Annotated in this window: 22 protein-coding genes; 11 read left to right on the top strand and 11 right to left on the bottom strand. The window is 45.8% G+C overall.

Going from position 1 to position 16,351, the window contains the following annotated elements; genetic code table 11:
* From VFW36_RS09650 to rlmC, 3 genes are all read left to right on the top strand, one after another.
* On the top strand, positions 1–1,912 hold a 1,912-nt coding region (locus VFW36_RS09650; protein WP_329658601.1), incomplete at its 5' end, for a DEAD/DEAH box helicase.
* A gap of 92 nt (positions 1,913–2,004) precedes the next feature.
* Positions 2,005–2,472, top strand: coding sequence for a CZB domain-containing protein (locus VFW36_RS09645; RefSeq protein WP_329658600.1), 468 nt, complete (start codon positions 2,005–2,007; stop codon positions 2,470–2,472).
* Between the two features lie 11 nt (positions 2,473–2,483).
* The gene (gene rlmC / locus VFW36_RS09640; protein WP_329658599.1) at positions 2,484–3,602 is read left to right on the top strand and encodes a 23S rRNA (uracil(747)-C(5))-methyltransferase RlmC; all 1,119 of its coding nucleotides are present in this window, start codon (positions 2,484–2,486) and stop codon (positions 3,600–3,602) included.
* Here the strand turns inward: rlmC and VFW36_RS09635 are convergent.
* From VFW36_RS09635 to pgaB, 4 genes are read right to left on the bottom strand one after another with little or no spacing between them, the layout of a single operon-like run.
* Positions 3,569–4,093, bottom strand: a complete 525-nt coding sequence (locus tag VFW36_RS09635) for a YgjP-like metallopeptidase domain-containing protein (protein WP_329658598.1) — start codon at positions 4,091–4,093, stop codon at positions 3,569–3,571. The genes rlmC and VFW36_RS09635 overlap by 34 nt on opposite strands.
* Before the next feature lie 11 nt (positions 4,094–4,104).
* Positions 4,105–4,554, bottom strand: coding sequence for a poly-beta-1,6-N-acetyl-D-glucosamine biosynthesis protein PgaD (pgaD, locus tag VFW36_RS09630; RefSeq protein ID WP_329658597.1), 450 nt, complete (start codon positions 4,552–4,554; stop codon positions 4,105–4,107).
* A gap of 1 nt (position 4,555) precedes the next feature.
* A complete protein-coding gene (gene pgaC / locus VFW36_RS09625; RefSeq protein ID WP_329658596.1) occupies positions 4,556–5,851 on the bottom strand; it encodes a poly-beta-1,6-N-acetyl-D-glucosamine synthase in 1,296 nt (431 codons plus the stop codon).
* 15 nt (positions 5,852–5,866) lie between these two features.
* Positions 5,867–7,906: a poly-beta-1,6-N-acetyl-D-glucosamine N-deacetylase PgaB gene (pgaB, locus tag VFW36_RS09620; RefSeq protein ID WP_329658595.1), complete on the bottom strand. Its 2,040-nt coding sequence runs from the start codon at positions 7,904–7,906 to the stop codon at positions 5,867–5,869.
* A 122-nt stretch (positions 7,907–8,028) separates the two neighbouring features.
* Between pgaB and VFW36_RS09615 the strand changes: the two genes are divergently transcribed.
* The 7 genes from VFW36_RS09615 to VFW36_RS09585 all read left to right on the top strand — a co-directional run bounded on the left by VFW36_RS09615 (position 8,029) and on the right by VFW36_RS09585 (position 11,784).
* Positions 8,029–8,610 carry a hypothetical protein gene (locus VFW36_RS09615; RefSeq protein WP_329658594.1) on the top strand — a complete coding sequence of 194 codons (582 nt, stop codon included), beginning with the start codon at positions 8,029–8,031 and terminating at the stop codon, positions 8,608–8,610.
* A complete protein-coding gene (locus VFW36_RS09610) occupies positions 8,607–9,416 on the top strand; it encodes a TIGR00282 family metallophosphoesterase (RefSeq protein ID WP_329658593.1) in 810 nt (269 codons plus the stop codon). Before VFW36_RS09615 ends, VFW36_RS09610 begins: the two co-directional genes overlap by 4 nt.
* Positions 9,417–9,427: 11 nt before the next feature.
* Complete coding sequence (locus tag VFW36_RS09605) at positions 9,428–10,081, top strand: 3-methyladenine DNA glycosylase (RefSeq protein WP_329658592.1); 654 nt, start codon at positions 9,428–9,430, stop codon at positions 10,079–10,081.
* Between the two features lie 27 nt (positions 10,082–10,108).
* Positions 10,109–10,531, top strand: a complete 423-nt coding sequence (locus VFW36_RS09600; RefSeq protein WP_329658591.1) for a hypothetical protein — start codon at positions 10,109–10,111, stop codon at positions 10,529–10,531.
* A gap of 30 nt (positions 10,532–10,561) precedes the next feature.
* Positions 10,562–10,735, top strand: coding sequence for a hypothetical protein (locus tag VFW36_RS09595; protein ID WP_329658590.1), 174 nt, complete (start codon positions 10,562–10,564; stop codon positions 10,733–10,735).
* 101 nt (positions 10,736–10,836) lie between these two features.
* Complete coding sequence (locus VFW36_RS09590; protein ID WP_329658589.1) at positions 10,837–11,403, top strand: hypothetical protein; 567 nt, start codon at positions 10,837–10,839, stop codon at positions 11,401–11,403.
* A gap of 36 nt (positions 11,404–11,439) precedes the next feature.
* Complete coding sequence (locus VFW36_RS09585; protein ID WP_329658588.1) at positions 11,440–11,784, top strand: VanZ family protein; 345 nt, start codon at positions 11,440–11,442, stop codon at positions 11,782–11,784.
* Here the strand turns inward: VFW36_RS09585 and VFW36_RS09580 are convergent.
* Both VFW36_RS09580 and VFW36_RS09575 read right to left on the bottom strand, forming a co-directional pair.
* Positions 11,768–11,959: a YwbE family protein gene (locus VFW36_RS09580; RefSeq protein ID WP_294870613.1), complete on the bottom strand. Its 192-nt coding sequence runs from the start codon at positions 11,957–11,959 to the stop codon at positions 11,768–11,770. The two genes, VFW36_RS09585 and VFW36_RS09580, sit on opposite strands and share 17 nt — an antisense overlap.
* An 11-nt stretch (positions 11,960–11,970) precedes the next feature.
* Positions 11,971–12,603, bottom strand: coding sequence for an HAD-IA family hydrolase (locus VFW36_RS09575; RefSeq protein ID WP_329658587.1), 633 nt, complete (start codon positions 12,601–12,603; stop codon positions 11,971–11,973).
* A gap of 84 nt (positions 12,604–12,687) precedes the next feature.
* On the opposite strand from VFW36_RS09575, the gene VFW36_RS09570 reads away from it, so the two are divergent.
* Positions 12,688–12,819, top strand: a complete 132-nt coding sequence (locus VFW36_RS09570; protein ID WP_329658586.1) for a hypothetical protein — start codon at positions 12,688–12,690, stop codon at positions 12,817–12,819.
* Positions 12,820–12,832: 13 nt separating this feature from the next.
* Here VFW36_RS09570 and VFW36_RS09565 read toward each other — a convergent pair whose 3' ends face one another.
* The 5 genes from VFW36_RS09565 to VFW36_RS09545 form a co-directional block, all read right to left on the bottom strand.
* Entirely contained in the window at positions 12,833–13,192 is a 360-nt protein-coding gene (locus tag VFW36_RS09565; RefSeq protein WP_329658585.1) for a cupin domain-containing protein, read from the bottom strand.
* 54 nt (positions 13,193–13,246) lie between these two features.
* Complete coding sequence (locus tag VFW36_RS09560) at positions 13,247–13,900, bottom strand: class I SAM-dependent methyltransferase (protein ID WP_329658584.1); 654 nt, start codon at positions 13,898–13,900, stop codon at positions 13,247–13,249.
* Positions 13,901–13,913: 13 nt separating this feature from the next.
* On the bottom strand, positions 13,914–14,099 hold the full coding sequence (locus tag VFW36_RS09555; protein WP_329658583.1) for a hypothetical protein: 186 nt from the start codon (positions 14,097–14,099) through the stop codon (positions 13,914–13,916).
* 100 nt (positions 14,100–14,199) lie between these two features.
* Positions 14,200–14,418 (bottom strand): cold-shock protein, encoded by a 219-nt coding sequence (locus tag VFW36_RS09550; RefSeq protein WP_013459406.1) that lies wholly within the window; start codon positions 14,416–14,418, stop codon positions 14,200–14,202.
* A 274-nt stretch (positions 14,419–14,692) separates the two neighbouring features.
* Positions 14,693–16,327 (bottom strand): DNA polymerase III subunit gamma/tau, encoded by a 1,635-nt coding sequence (locus VFW36_RS09545; RefSeq protein ID WP_329658582.1) that lies wholly within the window; start codon positions 16,325–16,327, stop codon positions 14,693–14,695.
* Positions 16,328–16,351: the final 24 nt, after the last annotated feature.

Genomic DNA, 16,351 nt, shown 5'->3' with positions numbered 1-16,351 from the left:
GGGCGATTACGTCGTCCACGAAGAGTACGGGGTCGGGATATTTGTCGGGATTGAGCAAGCCGAAATCCTCGGCGGGATCAAAGACCTTGTCGTGATAAAATACATGGGGGATGACAAACTTCTCCTCCCCGTCGAAAATCTCGATGCGATCGATCGCTATATAGCCTCAGGGAGCCTCCCTGTACTGGATCGTCTCGGCAAAGGGAGCTTCGGTAAACTCAAAGAGTCGGTCAAAGCGCGACTGTTCGAGATCGCTTCAGAGATTGTGGGGATTGCGGCGAGCCGTGCACTGATCAAAGCTTCCGTCATCAACGTCGATGCGGGGGAACTCCGTCGTTTCCAAGCAGAATCGGGATTCGATTATACCCCTGACCAAGCGAGTGCGATTAGCTCCATCGTTCGTGACCTCTCTTCGGGGCAAATTATGGATCGGCTCCTCAGCGGGGACGTCGGATTCGGGAAAACTGAGGTGGCGATGAACGCCATTTTTACCGCCGCAAAGGGGGGATACCAATCGCTCCTCGTCGTTCCGACGACATTGCTCAGCTCTCAGCACTTCCAATCACTTAAAACACGCCTTGCTCCGTTCGGGCTTCGGGTCGCGAAGTTGGATCGTTTTGTCAGCTCCAAAGAGAAAAATGCGACACTGCGAGCACTCGAAGCGGGAGAACTCGATTGTGTCGTGGGAACGCATGCTCTCTTTGGGGTGAGCTGTGCGAAGTTGGGGATCGTCATCATCGATGAAGAGCATAAATTCGGGGTGAAACAAAAAGAGAAACTCAAATCACTCTATGAGAATGTCCATCTCCTCAGTATGAGCGCGACGCCGATTCCTCGAAGCCTCAATCAAGCCCTCAGCTCGATCAAAACGATGTCCGAGCTCCTCACCCCTCCAAGTGAGCGTTTAGGGGTACGGACGTTTGTCAAAAATTATGATGAGAAACTGATTAAAGAGGTGATTTTACGCGAGCTTCGTCGCGGCGGTCAGGTGTTCTACGTCCACAACTCGATCGATTCGATGATTATCAAATCGGGTGAGCTCAAAGCGATTTTGCCGGAGTTGCGTATCCTCATACTCCATTCCCAAATCAGCGCGACCCAAACCGAGGAGGAGTTGGCAAAATTCGCCGATCGCCAATACGATGTGCTCCTTGCCACCTCGATTATTGAGTCAGGAATCCACATGCCGACAGTCAACACGATGATTATCGACGGGGCGGATCGTTTCGGGATGGCCGATCTGCATCAGCTTCGCGGTCGTGTCGGACGGGGGCATATCGAGGGGTATGCGTACTTCATCGTCGATGACAAAGATCATCTCACCGAAGAGGCGAAAAAACGTCTCGTAGCACTCGAATCCAATTCGTTCCTCGGAAGCGGTTCGATGTTGGCGTACCACGATCTCGAAATTCGCGGAGGGGGGAATCTCGTCGGCGATGCCCAAAGCGGTCACATCAAAAATATCGGATATGCCCTCTATCTTCGAATGTTGGAGGATGCGATCAAACTCCTCACCAACCAATCGACCGCCGTGCGTGCCAAAGTGGATATCAAACTCACCGTCAGTGCCTTTATCAGCGATGAGATCGTGAGCGAAGATCGTCTGAGACTCGAGCTCTATCGCCGTCTTAGCCAGTGTGAATCTCCGAGTGAGATTTATGAGATTGAAGAAGAAGTCGGAGATCGTTTCGGTAAACCCGATACGCCGACGAAACAGTTTTTTGAGATCATGGTGATCAAACTCCTCTGTATCGAGAAGAAAATTAAAATGGTGAGTAACTACAACCAAAACATTACGATTGAGTATACGAGTGGTGTGAAAGAGACACTACAAAGCAAGAGCAAAGACGATGATGATTTGATCGCTACGGTATTGCACTATTTGCGCAGCGCTAACCCAAAAGGGGTATAAACCCGTTTATCGGAGTAAAAATATAACTTTTTGTGTTATTTTTATAATGTTTGAGCGGTATAATAGTGTCATTACATCAAGGGTGGGCTAACATGGATAAAACGATAACGTTACAGTCATTGAGTGATGCTAAAAAAGCGCATGTCAAATGGGTACAGCGTGCTAAATTGTTGATTGAAGGGTTACCGATCGACGAGGGTGCGATACCGCTTAGTTATACCGACTGTAAATTTGGCGAATGGTTTTACAGTGACGGTCAAAAACTCAATGCATTGGGTAATATGAGTTGTTTGGGAGATATTGAAAAAGCCCATGTTACGCTGCACGATGAGTATATGTATATCTTTAAAATCTTTTTTACCGACAATGACCGATCATTTTTTTCAAAATTATTCAGTTCTAAAAAGAAAATTACGGATCAAGACAGAGAGATCGCATTAGAACATTTTATTAAATTGCAAGCCGCATCGGAAGAGATATTAGATCATATCGGTCGCTTGGAGCGACGGCTGTATGCGATTCCGCAAAGCTCATTCGATGCTAGTATTACCGGAATATAAATGAAGGTATTATGAGTTTTTGTTCTTATTTCGATGCCCAATTTTGCCACTCATGCGGATGGATTGATTACCACTACTCCGAACAGCTAAAACTAAAAAGCGATCATCTTCATACCCTTCTCAACCCCTATCAGCCGGAGGTGTGGCTGAAGCCCGCCACATCAGCACTCAAAGGGTTTCGGAACAAAGCCAAGATGGTCGCAACACCCAGCCTTGATGGCGTTGTATTGGGGCTCTCCGAAGAGGTGAGTCTCATCGAATGCCCTCTGTATGATACGAGTATGCAAAAAGCTCTCCATACGATTCAAGAGTGGCTTCGGGAGTTAGGCGTCAAAGGGTATGATATACGATTGCGTAAAGGGGAACTAAAATACGTTCTTTTGACCCGAAGCAAATCCAACGGAGGGATGATGCTCCGCTTTGTCCTCCGTTCTCACGGCATCGTAGCAAGATTGCAAAACGCTCTAGATGATTTGAGGGGGCGCATACCGGAACTAAGCGTCATTACCGCAAACATCCAACCGATCCATATGGCGATTTTAGAGGGGGATGAGGAGATATTTTTTACCGAAGCGCGTCGACTCGAAGAACGGTTTAACGGTATTCCCCTCTTTATCCGTCCGAAAAGCTTTTTTCAAACCAACCCTGATGTTGCCGAAAAGCTTTATCGCACGGCAAGCGAATGGGCGGATGAGAGTAAACCGAAAATCCTCTGGGATCTTTTCTGCGGAGTAGGGGGGTTCGCTCTGCACTGTGCGGCAGCGGATCGGAGTATCGTAGGGATCGAGATCGAGAGTGAAGCGATCGAGTGCGCCCGTGAGTCGGCGGCACAGCTGGAGATGAGTAACCTCCGTTTCGAATCGCTCGATGCCGCGACATTCAGTGCAACGGCGGGAGAGAAGCCTGATCTTATTATCGTCAATCCGCCTCGCCGCGGATTGGGTGAGCAGATATGCAAATGGCTCACTCGTGTCGGGAGTGAGAGGATACTCTATTCGAGTTGCAATGCGACGAGTTTAGCCAAAGATCTCGAATCTCTCAGCGGGTATACGTTGAAGCGGGTACAACTCTTTGATATGTTCCCTCACACGGCACACTATGAAGTTTTGGTCGAGCTCGTACGAGAGTAAAGCTCTCCAAAGTGATCGAGATAGGTTAAATACAGCCTTACTTCAAATTCCAGCTGGTGGTACTGCGGTTCGATGTGAGTGCAAAGTTTATAAAATGCTTTGTCGTGGTTTTTCTCTTTGAGATGGGCGAGTTCATGGGTAACAATCATTCGTAAAAACGGTTCGGGGACTTTTTTAAACAAATGAGAGATCCGAATCTCATTTTTTGCTTTTAGCTTTCCCCCTTGTACCCGTGAGACGAACGTATGGGTTCCGAGTGCGGAATTCAGATCGCGGATTTTGGTGTCATAGAGCACTTTAGAAATCGGTGCAGAGCTGCGAAAATGGGTATTTTTGATCTCCATAACATAATCATAGAGACTCTTATCGGTAGTGTAGGGATGGGTATCGGGGTATTTCAGTAAAAGCCGTTCACCGAGGGTCTCGGTGTCGATCAGGGACAGTACCTGAGATTGTATCTCTTGGTTGTAGTGAGATAAATACTTAAGCATGAAGGTGAGAGTTAGCCGTTTTTGCTTTCTATTTTGTCTTCTAGTGCGATAATATGACCGTGATCATCATGATAAACGGTAACCAGCTGACTCGTTGCACAGTGCTGTAATTCACTATCGTTTATGCCGAAATAATCGGAATAATCGCTGGAATGATAGATTAAATGCTCACTCGGAGCTCGATGGCGATTCAATCGTGATAATACAAACAATATAATCGGTGTCGCGATAAGCATCATGATCGCATGTTCAAACGTTACACTGCTTATATTTTCATAGATCCAATCTCCTATTTCGTCCGCCGGAACTTCCAAGGTTATGATTCTGTAAAATATGACCAAAACCGGTTTCCACAGATAGATAAAACCTAGCCAAAGCGCGATGGTCATCGCATCCCAAAGCCATCTTTTCCGTTTCGGTAATTCATGACGTTTGTTGATAATCAATGTTTCGACAGACATCTTAACCCTTTTTCTTCGCTAATTGTTGATGGACACCGCGATCGGGACTTACCCAACGTGCACGCCCTTTTTTACCGAATAGTACTTTTGGAAGAGCGGTTACGGCGGTAAAGAGATTCAACAGCCAATAGGCAAACGGATACCAGATCATCCAATAGTAGTTTTTACCTAATCCTTCGTCGTAGTGTCCATCCAACCATTTGCTGACCGCAAACTGGAGTAAACAGGCACCGATCAATATAACGCTGCTTTGGTCGGGGAGTATCGGCGATTGTTGCGGCATTAAATAATGCAATGGAAAAAATAGACTGACGAACCATACTAAAAACACCAATATCATACTGTATGCCCAAAGAGTACTGAGCAAGAGTTCGGTCATAAGCGCCCAGAGATGGGTTTGTTTGTGCGAAAACAGAACGTTAAAGTTTTTGAGCATCACTTGTGCGCCGCCCATAGCCCAACGTAAACGCTGTTTCCATAATCCGCTGAGTGTCTCAGGCATCAAAATCCATACCAATGCGCGAGGCTCAAAACGGACATCCCAGCCGTTACTTTGAAGTTTCCAGGTAATATCAATATCTTCCGTCAGCATATCGGGACTCCAGTATCCCACTTCATGCACCGCCGCTTTTCGAAAGCCGGTGATTACCCCCGATACCGTAAATAAACGACCGAAACTGCGTTGAGCACGTTTGATCATTCCGACAATCGATGAAAACTCACCGACTTGGATTTTTCCTAGCAGACTGGTACGATTGCGGATACGGGGATTACCGGTTACCGCGGCCACTTCAGGATAGCGGATAAAGTGTTTGACCATCCAATGGACACACTGTTTATCGATCAGAGCGTCACCGTCGATACATATCAAATACTCATATTTAGCCAACAGAGCACCCGCTTGCAGCCCCAGCGCTTTACCTTGATTTTCGGCTAAGTTGACTACTTTTAGCTTCGGATTATCTTGCGCAAGCGAGACCAAGATCTCCAGCGTGTTGTCTTTGCTCCCGTCGTTAATGGCGATTACTTCGAATTCGGGATAATCGACATTCAGAGCGTATGTGATCGTTTCGATGGCATTTTGCCCCTCATTGTAGCAAGGGATCAAAATACTTACCCCTTGCCAACTCTCATTGGCTCGTAGAGGGGGGATGGTGTGTTTGAGATAAGATTTTTCATTTTTATAATAAAAAAAGATTGCCCCGATGATCCATAAACTGGACATAAATAGGGGATAATAAAATACATACCCCAACACAAAGTGCCAGAGCGAGTGCCACAATAGTTCAAAAGTCATAATGGCGGTTCCTTCTTAGTTGCTCAATAAAGTAGTGTCTGGTGTTGCATGATGCATATAGACCGGTTTTTGTCCAAAAGACTTTTTGATCGTATCGGCATCCGGAATATTTTTAAAGACACTGTCCGGATAATAGGCCATGTGATGAACACCCAAATCATATAAATGGGTTATCGTATCATGTAACTCCTCGGATGAAATCGGTTCATCATTTTTTCTCCAGTTGACGCTTTGCAGTTCCATGACGGTACGTTCCAGTCCACACTCTTCTTGTTTAACACGTTCAATGATTTTATCATAAAATTCTCGTGTATCATCGGCTTGTTCCATGTACGGCATCGCCATGATAGCGGTGTAGTCGTATTTTTTGATGGACTCACTCAACCCTTGCGCATACCATTCTATAGCGTACTGATTTAAAGCAACCTGCGCATAGAGATTTCGTGCCGTTTTTAGCCCTGGGTGGCCGTCTCTAACGATTTGGGCTAATTGCATCGCAAAATCATCCAAATAGTCTGTTTTGAGTTTAGCCCATTTTTCAATCTGATCACTGTTGGCTCGGATTGTAGTGACCGTCGGTGATAATCCCCATTTTACATACTGCTTGCGAGCCGCTTTACTGTCGTCTTCAAAATCGGAGAGGGTCACATCGTCATGAAAGAGGATCCCGTCAATGCGGGGTGATAGCGCTAAATCTTCGTAGATCTCTTTGATCACGGTTTGCGCTTTAGGTGAAAATGGAGAGAGTCTCGGGTAGCCCATATTGAGATGCGTTTGGTCAACCTGAAGTGTCACGACCGTCTCTTGGGCGGCAGGATGGTTTTTAGGGAGTTGCCATGCCAACATCGGCATCCACGCATAAATCCGTTTGACTTGGGTACGCGTTGCGATTTGCCATGCTACCCGATTGAAGAGATCGGCTCGCATAGGGATGTTTCGATTTGGGAAATAGACATAATCTGCCGCACCGTTGGCATCGGGATCGGCAAATGCCTGCAAATAGACGGTGTTGATTCCCAACCTTCTGATCCGATCGAGCAAATCTCCCAAATTTCTCTCTGTCTGAGCAGGATCAGGATCATACATATAATCCAAATCGATATGTGCCGCTTTGGTTACTCTGTCGTTATCGGTCAGATTCGCGTTTCGTGACCACATATCCTGCTCTAACATTTTGAGTGTCATGCTTTTTTCGATGAGGATTCGTCGAAGCCCCCACAACGGTGTAACGGCGGTATTACTGCCATCATCCAGCGTTAATCCGATCGGCATCCCCAGACGTTCAGCGATGGTACGCACCTCTTTATTGTAATAGCCGTACGGCCATACAATGACACGCGGTGTTTGCCCCGTATACTTTTTGATAAAACGGTTGTTTTTCGCTAAGTCATCCGTGATACGCTTCTGATACTCTTTGTCGTTTTCATATCGATTTTTCTCACTCAGCCATTGACGGGTAATAACGGCAGGCTGCATATTTCCCTGAGGATTCCCGCTAATCCCTCTGTGCAAAAAGTAGGTATGACTGCCAATCTCGACCAATCCGCTGGCGACCATCTCCTTGATCTCATTTTGACTCAGAAACTTACTGCGTGCTATTTTATGCCCGTCAAAATCGACGATCTCTTTGGCCTCCATCCAACTTCCGACCAATGCGATAACGACAGGAATTTTGTATTTTTTGATAACAGGAAAAGCATTTTCGTATACAGAGTGATAGCCATCATCAAACGTCATCAGAACCGCTTTTTCAGGTAACGCTTTACCCTTCTTTCGATAGGATAAAATATCATTGATTCCGATAAAGTGATAGCCGTTGGCGATGAGCCACTCTACTTGTTCTTGAAAATGAGACGGTGTGACCGCATAGCTTGAATCGAGCGTTTCACTTTTATCCGATATTTCGTGATAACTGAGAACCGTAAACTCGTTTGGGTTTTGATCCCGACTACAGTGATTCGGCAACTCGGTTGCCGTTACATAAGTGCCGGAAATAACAATCAGTAGTAAAAGAAATTTAACGATGGGTTTGAGCATCAATGCGTGTTCTTTCATAGAAAATTTAATCGGATAGTATACCCTATAGCCCCTTGTAAACACCAAATTCTACCTCTATTTCATACGTCCCCTTTTGCTATGTTATAGTATAGTTTCACAACATTATCCAAAGGTTCGGGATGGAACACCAAAAGATCGATGAACTCGTAGCTCGGATCAAAGCACTCGAATCGGAGTTAGAAGCGGAACTGCATCAGGAGTATGAGCGCTTTAGCTGTGAAATCACCAAAAAGCGCGAAGAGCTTCTCGCTTCGTATCGAAAAGAGCATCAGGGGCTGTTTCGCTATTTGACGACCGCTCCGGTCCTGCATCTTTTGAGTGCTCCGATCATCTGGTCCGTGTTGCTCCCCGCCGTGATACTCGATCTCTTCGTATCGTTCTATCAGTGGATCTGTTTTCCGATCTACAAGATCACCAAGGTCAAACGGCGCGACTATATCATCATCGATCGCCACCGATTGAAGTATCTAAACGCAATCGAAAAACTCAACTGTCTTTATTGCAGTTATTTTAACGGTCTTATGGGCTACATCACCGAGATCGCGGGTCGCACGGAGCAATACTGGTGTCCGATACGCCATGCCACGAGAGTGAAATCGATGCACGGCAATTATAAAAAGTTTTTCGATTACGGAGACAGTGAAAACTTCCGTCAGAGAATTGCAGAGCTTAGAGAGGATCTGAGAGAGGAGAAAGAGTGAAAATAGCATTTATCGGAGATATTGTCGGGCGTCCGGGACGGATGATGATCAAAGAACACCTCATGAAGCTCCGCCGTGAACACGGAATCGATTTTGTCATCGCCAACTACGAGAACGCTTCCCACGGATTCGGAGTGACGATGAAAAATGCCAATGAGCTGTTCGGGATGGGGATCGACTGCATGAGCGGCGGGAACCACACGTGGGATAAAAAAGAGATCGAACCTTTGTTGGAATCACTCCCTCTCTTGCGCCCTCACAACTATCCTGAGGGGGTCAAGGGGACGGGGTGCCGTATCTTCCAGGTAGCGGGGGAAAAACTCGCCGTTCTCAATATCATGGGACACTACGGGATGCCGTATGTCGATAACGCCTTTCGCTGTGCCCGTGACACCGTAGCAAGCCTTAAAAATGACGGAATCAACCACATCTTCCTCGATTTTCATGCCGAAGCCTCCAGTGAAAAACGCGCTATGCTGATGCTGTTAGCGGGAGAAGTGAGCGGACTTATCGGAACCCATACCCATGTGGGAAGCGATGATTTCCAGATTGCCAAAGGGACGGCGTATATGACCGACATCGGGCTATCGGGCTGTCGCGACAACGTCATCGGGATGGATTCCAGAGTTCCTCTCGAGCGGTTTATCACGGGAGTATCGGGGCGGTTTGAAGTGCCTGAAAAATGCCGCAAAATCCTCCAAATCGCTATAATGACATTGGAAGAGGGAAAATGCACCGAAGCATTCAAACTCAAAATCTTCGATGATTCTCGTGTATTCCGCACCGATGCGTGGTGTGAGGAATAAAAGGAGCTTTTATGCAGTTAAGCGATTCTTTCGAACTTTTCAGCGCATTAGAACAACTAAAACTCCTAGAGGATTCTCCCCCTCTGTGGTGGCCATCGTACGGAACTTTTGAAGTGGTCGTCGGTGCCATCCTCACCCAAAACACCCAATGGTCTCGTGTCCAAATCTCCCTCGATAACCTCCGTATCAAAGAGCTTTTATCCCTCCACGTTTTAGCCCATTGCGATGTCGAGGAGCTGATGGAGCTGATCCGTCCGAGCGGTCTGTTCAAAGCCAAAGCCCAAAGCCTCATTCGCCTCTCCCAAGCGATTCTTGAGGATTTCGGCGATTTCGAGACCTTTTCCCTCAGTGTCGATAGAGAGTGGCTGTTATCTAAAAAAGGGATCGGACCTGAGACGGCAGATTCTATACTCTGTTACGGTTGCGCCCGCCCCGCGATGGTGGTCGATAGCTACACGGCACGGCTGTTAAATGCGTTCGGATATGAGTTCGAGAGTTACGATGAGTTGCAGGAGTGGTGCGAAGCGGGAATCAGAGGTTATTTCGATACCGTGCAGCTCCCTGCCGCGTTTGCGCGGTTTCATGGGATGATTGTGGAGTATGTGAAGAGGAATAGTAAGGGGAAAGTGGTTGATATAGAAAACTTTAGTTCTATATTGGCATAATAAATTAAAATTTATAAGTGGTGCTGAATGAGTGAGAATGAAAACAAGTTTGATATATCAAAGCATCCTTTGGTTGTGGTTGTTCTTGCCGTAGCTGGAACGTTTGGATTTAGTTATCAATTTGTATTGCCTATTATGACAGCTAAAATGCAAAATGATGTAGATAAAATACCTAGTTATGAGAAACAAATCAAAGAAGATAAAGTAAAAATTAGCGAACTTAATAAAAAACTGAAACAATCTGAAAGTCAACTGGCAATAACTCAAAATGCAAATCTATTTACACGTGATGATCCGTACCCAGTCGGTCTTGGAAAAATAAGAATTGGTGATTCGATAGAAAACTTGATTACGATTTATGGAGTAGAAAGTTTGGAAAAAAAAGACGGGTATTGGACAATTAAGAATGTGAACTCAATTTTTAATGATATAACTTATTATTATAATTAAGAGTCGCCAAAAAAAGAAATTACGCACATTATGTTTCAAAAAGATATTAATCTAGAAAATAGGAAATTTTTACAAGATATATTAGAGAATAAGTTTGGTTCTCCTTTAAAAGGGAAGAATGAACTATATGTATGGAAGTTTAAAAATGAGCTAATTTATAAATATGATGATTTTTCTTATATTTTATATCCAGCACAGAAATAATAAATTAAAACACCTCTTTGACCTATCCTACTTCCTACGCCCAATTTGACAAAATACAACGAGATAAGATAATATCAGATAAATTATCGGAAAGAGGACTCATGAGAGGTTTTGTTTTTTTAGTGGCGATTATTTTTTCAAGCAGTGTATGGGGTCAGGTGCTTTTACTTCAACCCTCCAGCAGGATGCCAATCGACACCTATCAAGTAGCCGCTAAAAACGTATCGGTACTATCAACCCTAAAAGAAAAAAATATCCACATCGTTTTGCGGAACAAAGTGGACGAAAATACAAGCTCCAACAGTCTGCTATGTCGAGGATGGTTTCCAATCGTCACACAGCAATCCGAAACATTTGAGAGTGTAATCGAAAAAGCATTTTCACAAGAGTTGGAGCAAGGGGGGATTCTATCTGACAAAGACGGAGTAGTTATCTCTATAGATAGTATCAAAATCAATTTCAATACGGTCGGCACAGCCACATGGGAATATGAAATGACCCTCTCGAACAATAATAAAAGCGAAACATTTTCTTACAAACATGAATACGGTACATACTTTGTCGCGGCGAATGTGTGCAATGCGACAGGACAAAACTTTACACGGGGGATCGAGGCATTTTTAAAATCCCTCTATAGTGATCCTCGCTTTTTGGCTCTATTGCAATAAACATCTATACTTCGAAGTGAATGACATAGGAACTTAGTGAAAACAAATCTTTTTAAAACAGCGTTTTACACAGCATTTTTAGGTATCGAATACCTCGCCATTACGCCACAAAATATCGAAATGGTAGCGAGCTTTTGGGATAAACAAAACCATTTCATCGCTTTTTTTACCCTCTATGTATTGTTAAGTTTGGCATATACACATCTATCCACACGCCTAAAAGTCATTCTTCTGGTACTGGTCGGTTTCCAAATCGAGATAACACAATACTTTATCCCCAATAGATTTTGTTCTCTCATGGATATTGTCGCAGATTGTATAGGGATTGTGATCGGGATCGGAATCTATAAGCTCATCACAAAAATCAAAACACCTCTTTAACTCGTCCCACTTCCCCGCTCATAAGCCGTACTTTGATCCCATGCGGATGGTTGGGTGATTTGGTGAGGATGTCACGAACAACCCCCTCTGTCAGTCTCCCCGTCGATTGATCCTCTTTGAGGACGATGCTCACCCGTTTGCCCGACATGATATTTTTTCGTTCTTTGCCATCCATTGTGTATTCCTTTATTTGAGTAGTGTTAGTAATTCTTCGAGCGTTTTGATCCGATGGGTTGCCGCGCTGAAATCGTGTTTTTCGGTAAAGCGGTTGTGGACGATGACACACTCTATCCCCGCACTCACCGCCGAGCGCAGACCGCGCTCTGAATCCTCGACGATGATCGTTTCGTGTTTTTCTCCCCCTAGACGCTCTAATCCCAAGAGGTACGGATCGGGGTAGGGCTTGGCACGGGGGTATTCCCCGCTGCAGAGGACGAAATCCATATAATCAACGATCCCCCGTGAGGCGTGGATCAGCTCAAAATCGCATCGAAGCGCTGAGGTGACGATCCCCATCCGATAACGCTCTGAGAGTTGCTCTAGTACCTCTTTGACTCCAGAGATAGCGATCTCTTCGGTGCGGAGATAGTGCTGATAGCGTTCGTTTCGGAGTGTGCGCCATTTGTCGGTCTCGCTGATCGGGACACCCGCTTCTTCGGCGATCAAAAAAGCGCTCTCTCCCGCGATCATAATGTCGCGGTAGCGATCCTCGCTCAGATGAAACCCTTTGGAACTTAATATTTCGGCGCTGGCGGTATAGTACCAGTGTTCTGTATCGACGAGGACACCGTCATTGTCAAAAAGGATCTGTTTTTTCATAGTGCAATCATATCCAATGATAAACATAATGTGAACGGTAAACGGGTTATAATTCTGTATCTATTTAAATATTTAGGAGAAAATATGATCCGTTTGATGATGGTGAGTGTAATAGCAATTTTGATGTTGAGCGGTTGTACCGTCAAAGAGTTCAGTGACGGTGTGGGCGATGGGATCAATGATGTCAAACGTGTTGTTCGCGGGAATAATAACTAATCCCGCATCGCATTTAGCACGCTAATACTTCGATAACGTCGACTCCCTTGGGGACGAGACACAAAAAACTGTATGTTTCCTCTCCGAGAGTCTCATAACTATGGGGGACTCCAGCAGGAATAAGCAACACATCTCCCGCTCCCGCTTCAATCGTTTTATCCCCGATGATCACTTTCGCACGTCCGCTCAGGACATACTGCTCATGTTCGACCGTGTTGGTGTGCAGCGGCATATAGCCTCCCGCATCGATGGTGAAGTTACGCATGGCAAACGTGGGGGATTCATCGGGTGAGAGGAGCATTTTCATGCTTACTCCGCGACCGGCTTTTTGGGGAGTTGCTTCAATGGTGTCGATGTGTTTGTGTAAAAACATAGGTGCCTCGTCATGGTTAATGACGAAAGGGTAGCACAGGGTTGTTAAAAATTTCTAACGTATGTAGCGGAGAAGTTGCCCTTTAAAGGGATGGATAAGATAGGTGGTATCGAGAGGTTTGCTCTGGGTGTGGGAAAAATCGAGATCCACCATTTTTTTGCTGAAATTAGAGTGGTTTCCTCGCCCCGGATCGACGATGATTACTTCGCATGAGTGTTTCGTATGACGATCGATAAATCCTGCCAAAAGGTTTATATGATCTCTTTCATACAGAAGATCACTTCCGATGATCAGATCGAATTCCCCCAGTGTATCGTCAAAATCTCCCCATCCGGTGCGGGTAAAGGGGATGAGGTTGTCATTGTTGATTCGGGTATTTTCACTCATGAACCGTTCCGCTTCGGGATGGTAATCGGTGGCGGTGATGTTGGCGGCTCGGTGGTTGAGTACGAGACTGGCTAATCCGATACCGCATCCCACCTCTAAAATCCGTTTTCCTTCAATATCAAAATCGCTCATCAGATGGGCAAGGATTTTGCTCGAATCCCAGATAACCCCAAATAGCGGCCATGAAGCGGAGGATATTCCGAGATTGCGTGCCATATCATCGGTATCAAAATATTGTTGAGTATCTCTGAGGGTTCGAACGTGAATGTCAGCGTTGATAAATTCCAGTGTTTGATAACGGAAGCGTAAGGAGGATGGCATGGCTACCTTGCGCTTAAGCGCGAAGGTTTAGCCATGAAGGGGGATTGTCGAAACTGAGTTCACTTTCGTGCCAGTCGGTTTTTTCGCCGTTACGGGCGTGGAGCTGTCCGCCGATGAGAGTGTATTGCAACCCTGTGACGTTACTGGTAAGCTTTTTACCCTCTTTTAATGCGCTTAAAACGGCTTCTTTGCTTTCCATGGTGTGTTCCTTATAAATCGGTTCGGAAAAACACCTATTAGTGTCTTAGTAAAATGATTTAGGGAGGAGGATGGGCAGAAAAAATCTGCCCAAGAGGAAGTTACAGAGCTGTAACGTTTTCTGCTTGTGGGCCTTTTTCGCCTTGACCTACAGTGTAAGTCACTTTTTGACCTTCGTCAAGAGAAACACGGCCGTAACCAGTGCTGTTGATTTGACGGAAATGTACGAATACATCTTTACCGCCGTTATCTTGTTGGATAAATCCAAAACCTTTTTCGCTGTTGAACCATTTAACGGTTCCGTTTAGTACGTCTGCCATAGTAAACCCTTTTTGTTGTTATACACGTCGTTGCCGAGGTGGTCGAAAATATAAAGTGGAGTATTCTTATGGTAGATCGTACTGTTAACTAAAAGGTCTTCAATAAAAAGCAAACCAAAGATGAAACTCTAAATCATCTTTCTGTACGGGTATTGTAGCTGAAAAAAAACTTAATAGCAAGGAAAAATTCATTTTAAAGAATCTGCCTTGAAAAGGCAAGCTTTAGTGCCTTAGCGGCGAGCGTAGACGGAGGGATTTTATTCCTTCGGCGTTCTTATACTTTTGACTGTACCGTGATTTTGGTCGCTTCAAACAGGGTTGCGGCTTTCTCGATCATCGGTTCTTTGAGGACATCGCTTCCGTCAAACTCTTTGACACTGCTCTCATCGCATTGGTTGACACAGCTTCCGACGCCGATCTCTACCTCTTCGACCATGGAGACAGGTTCAGATACCTCTTCATCCACGAGGGTAATGACAAACGGCTCTTCCTTTTCGATAATCGGGGCTACCTCTTCAGGTGTTTTGGTGCATCCGTTCGATTTGATCTGCGTATCGATGCCGTAACTCTCTCGGACAAACTGGCGGATGATACCGAAACTGTTTTTGAGGAGCTCTTTATCATCCCCCTCGGCACAGCTCTCCCACGTCAGTGTATCGTTCTCATACGATATAAAGGTGACGTTATTTCTAAAACAGACCCCTAGCTCCGCACTTCGATCGCTGATCCGCTCGCACAGTAGCTCGAACGGTGATTTTATCGGCTCAGGGGTCGCAGTTACATGGATGCTCGGAGTTTCTATAACGGGTGCTGCGGGGGTCGGCGTTTGGAGTGGTGCATGGGAAACGCGCGATTCGAGTGACTCGATCATGTCGTCGATCTCTTTGATCTTGAGCGCTTCGATCATTTTAAATAGGACGAGGCTCACCACAAATCCGCCGTCGGCATTGATCGCGAAAAGGGTTTTCGCATCGCTGAGGATTCTAAAAAAGCGTTCGATCACCAGAGGGCTGAAACGGTGATCTCCTTCATACAAGCGCTCTTTGAGATAGGCGATCAACTCATCGATCACCATCTCCGATTCATACGCTTCGAGTTCTTGGAGCATAGAGATGAGAGCACCTCGGTCTTTGGCAAAAATGGCGTCAAAAAGACGGCTGATATAATCGGGATCGAGAAGCCCCAACATATCGGCAACGGTTTTAACGTCCACAAACCCTTTGGAGTAGATGATGGCTTGATCGAGGAGGGTGAGGGTATCGCGCAGGGAGCCTGAACCGCTTCGAGCCAAAATATCAAGCGCCTCGCTCTGGTACTCGATATTCTCCAGATGGAGGATATGGCTCAGGTGATGGACGATGTTCGGATGGCTGATCCGTTTGAAGCGAAAATGCTGCGTTCGGCTCAAAATGGTCGGCGGAAGTTTCAGCGGATCGGTTGTCGCGAGGATAAACTTGACGTATTCGGGCGGCTCTTCGAGGGTTTTGAGGAGGGCATTATGCGCCTCTTTGGTGAGCATGTGTACTTCGTCGATGATGAAGATTTTGACGTTGGCACTGGCGGGGCGGTATTTGGTGTGCTCGATCAGGTCACGGATGTCGTCGATTTTACGGCTCGATGCGGCGTCCATTTCGATAATATCGATATGACGCCCCTCGTTTGCCATGACACAGTGACTGCACACGTCACACGGTGCCGAAGTAGGGCCGTTTTCACAGATGAGCGATTTAGCGAAAATACGTGCGGTTGAGGTTTTACCCGATCCGCGAAGTCCTGAAAAAAGATAGGCGTGAGAGAGGCGCTTGGAATCGAGTGCGAGGGAGAGGGTTTGGGAAATACTCTCTTGTCCGATAAGTTCTTCGAAACGTCGAGGACGGTATTTTAACGCTAAGACTTCGGATGTGCCCAATTGAGACCTCTTTGATTTTGTGTA

It is taken from the genome of Sulfuricurvum sp. (assembly GCF_036279695.1).
In the GTDB taxonomy this organism is placed as follows: Bacteria; Campylobacterota; Campylobacteria; order Campylobacterales; family Sulfurimonadaceae; genus Sulfuricurvum.
This window is presented reverse-complemented; position numbering and strand designations above follow the sequence as displayed.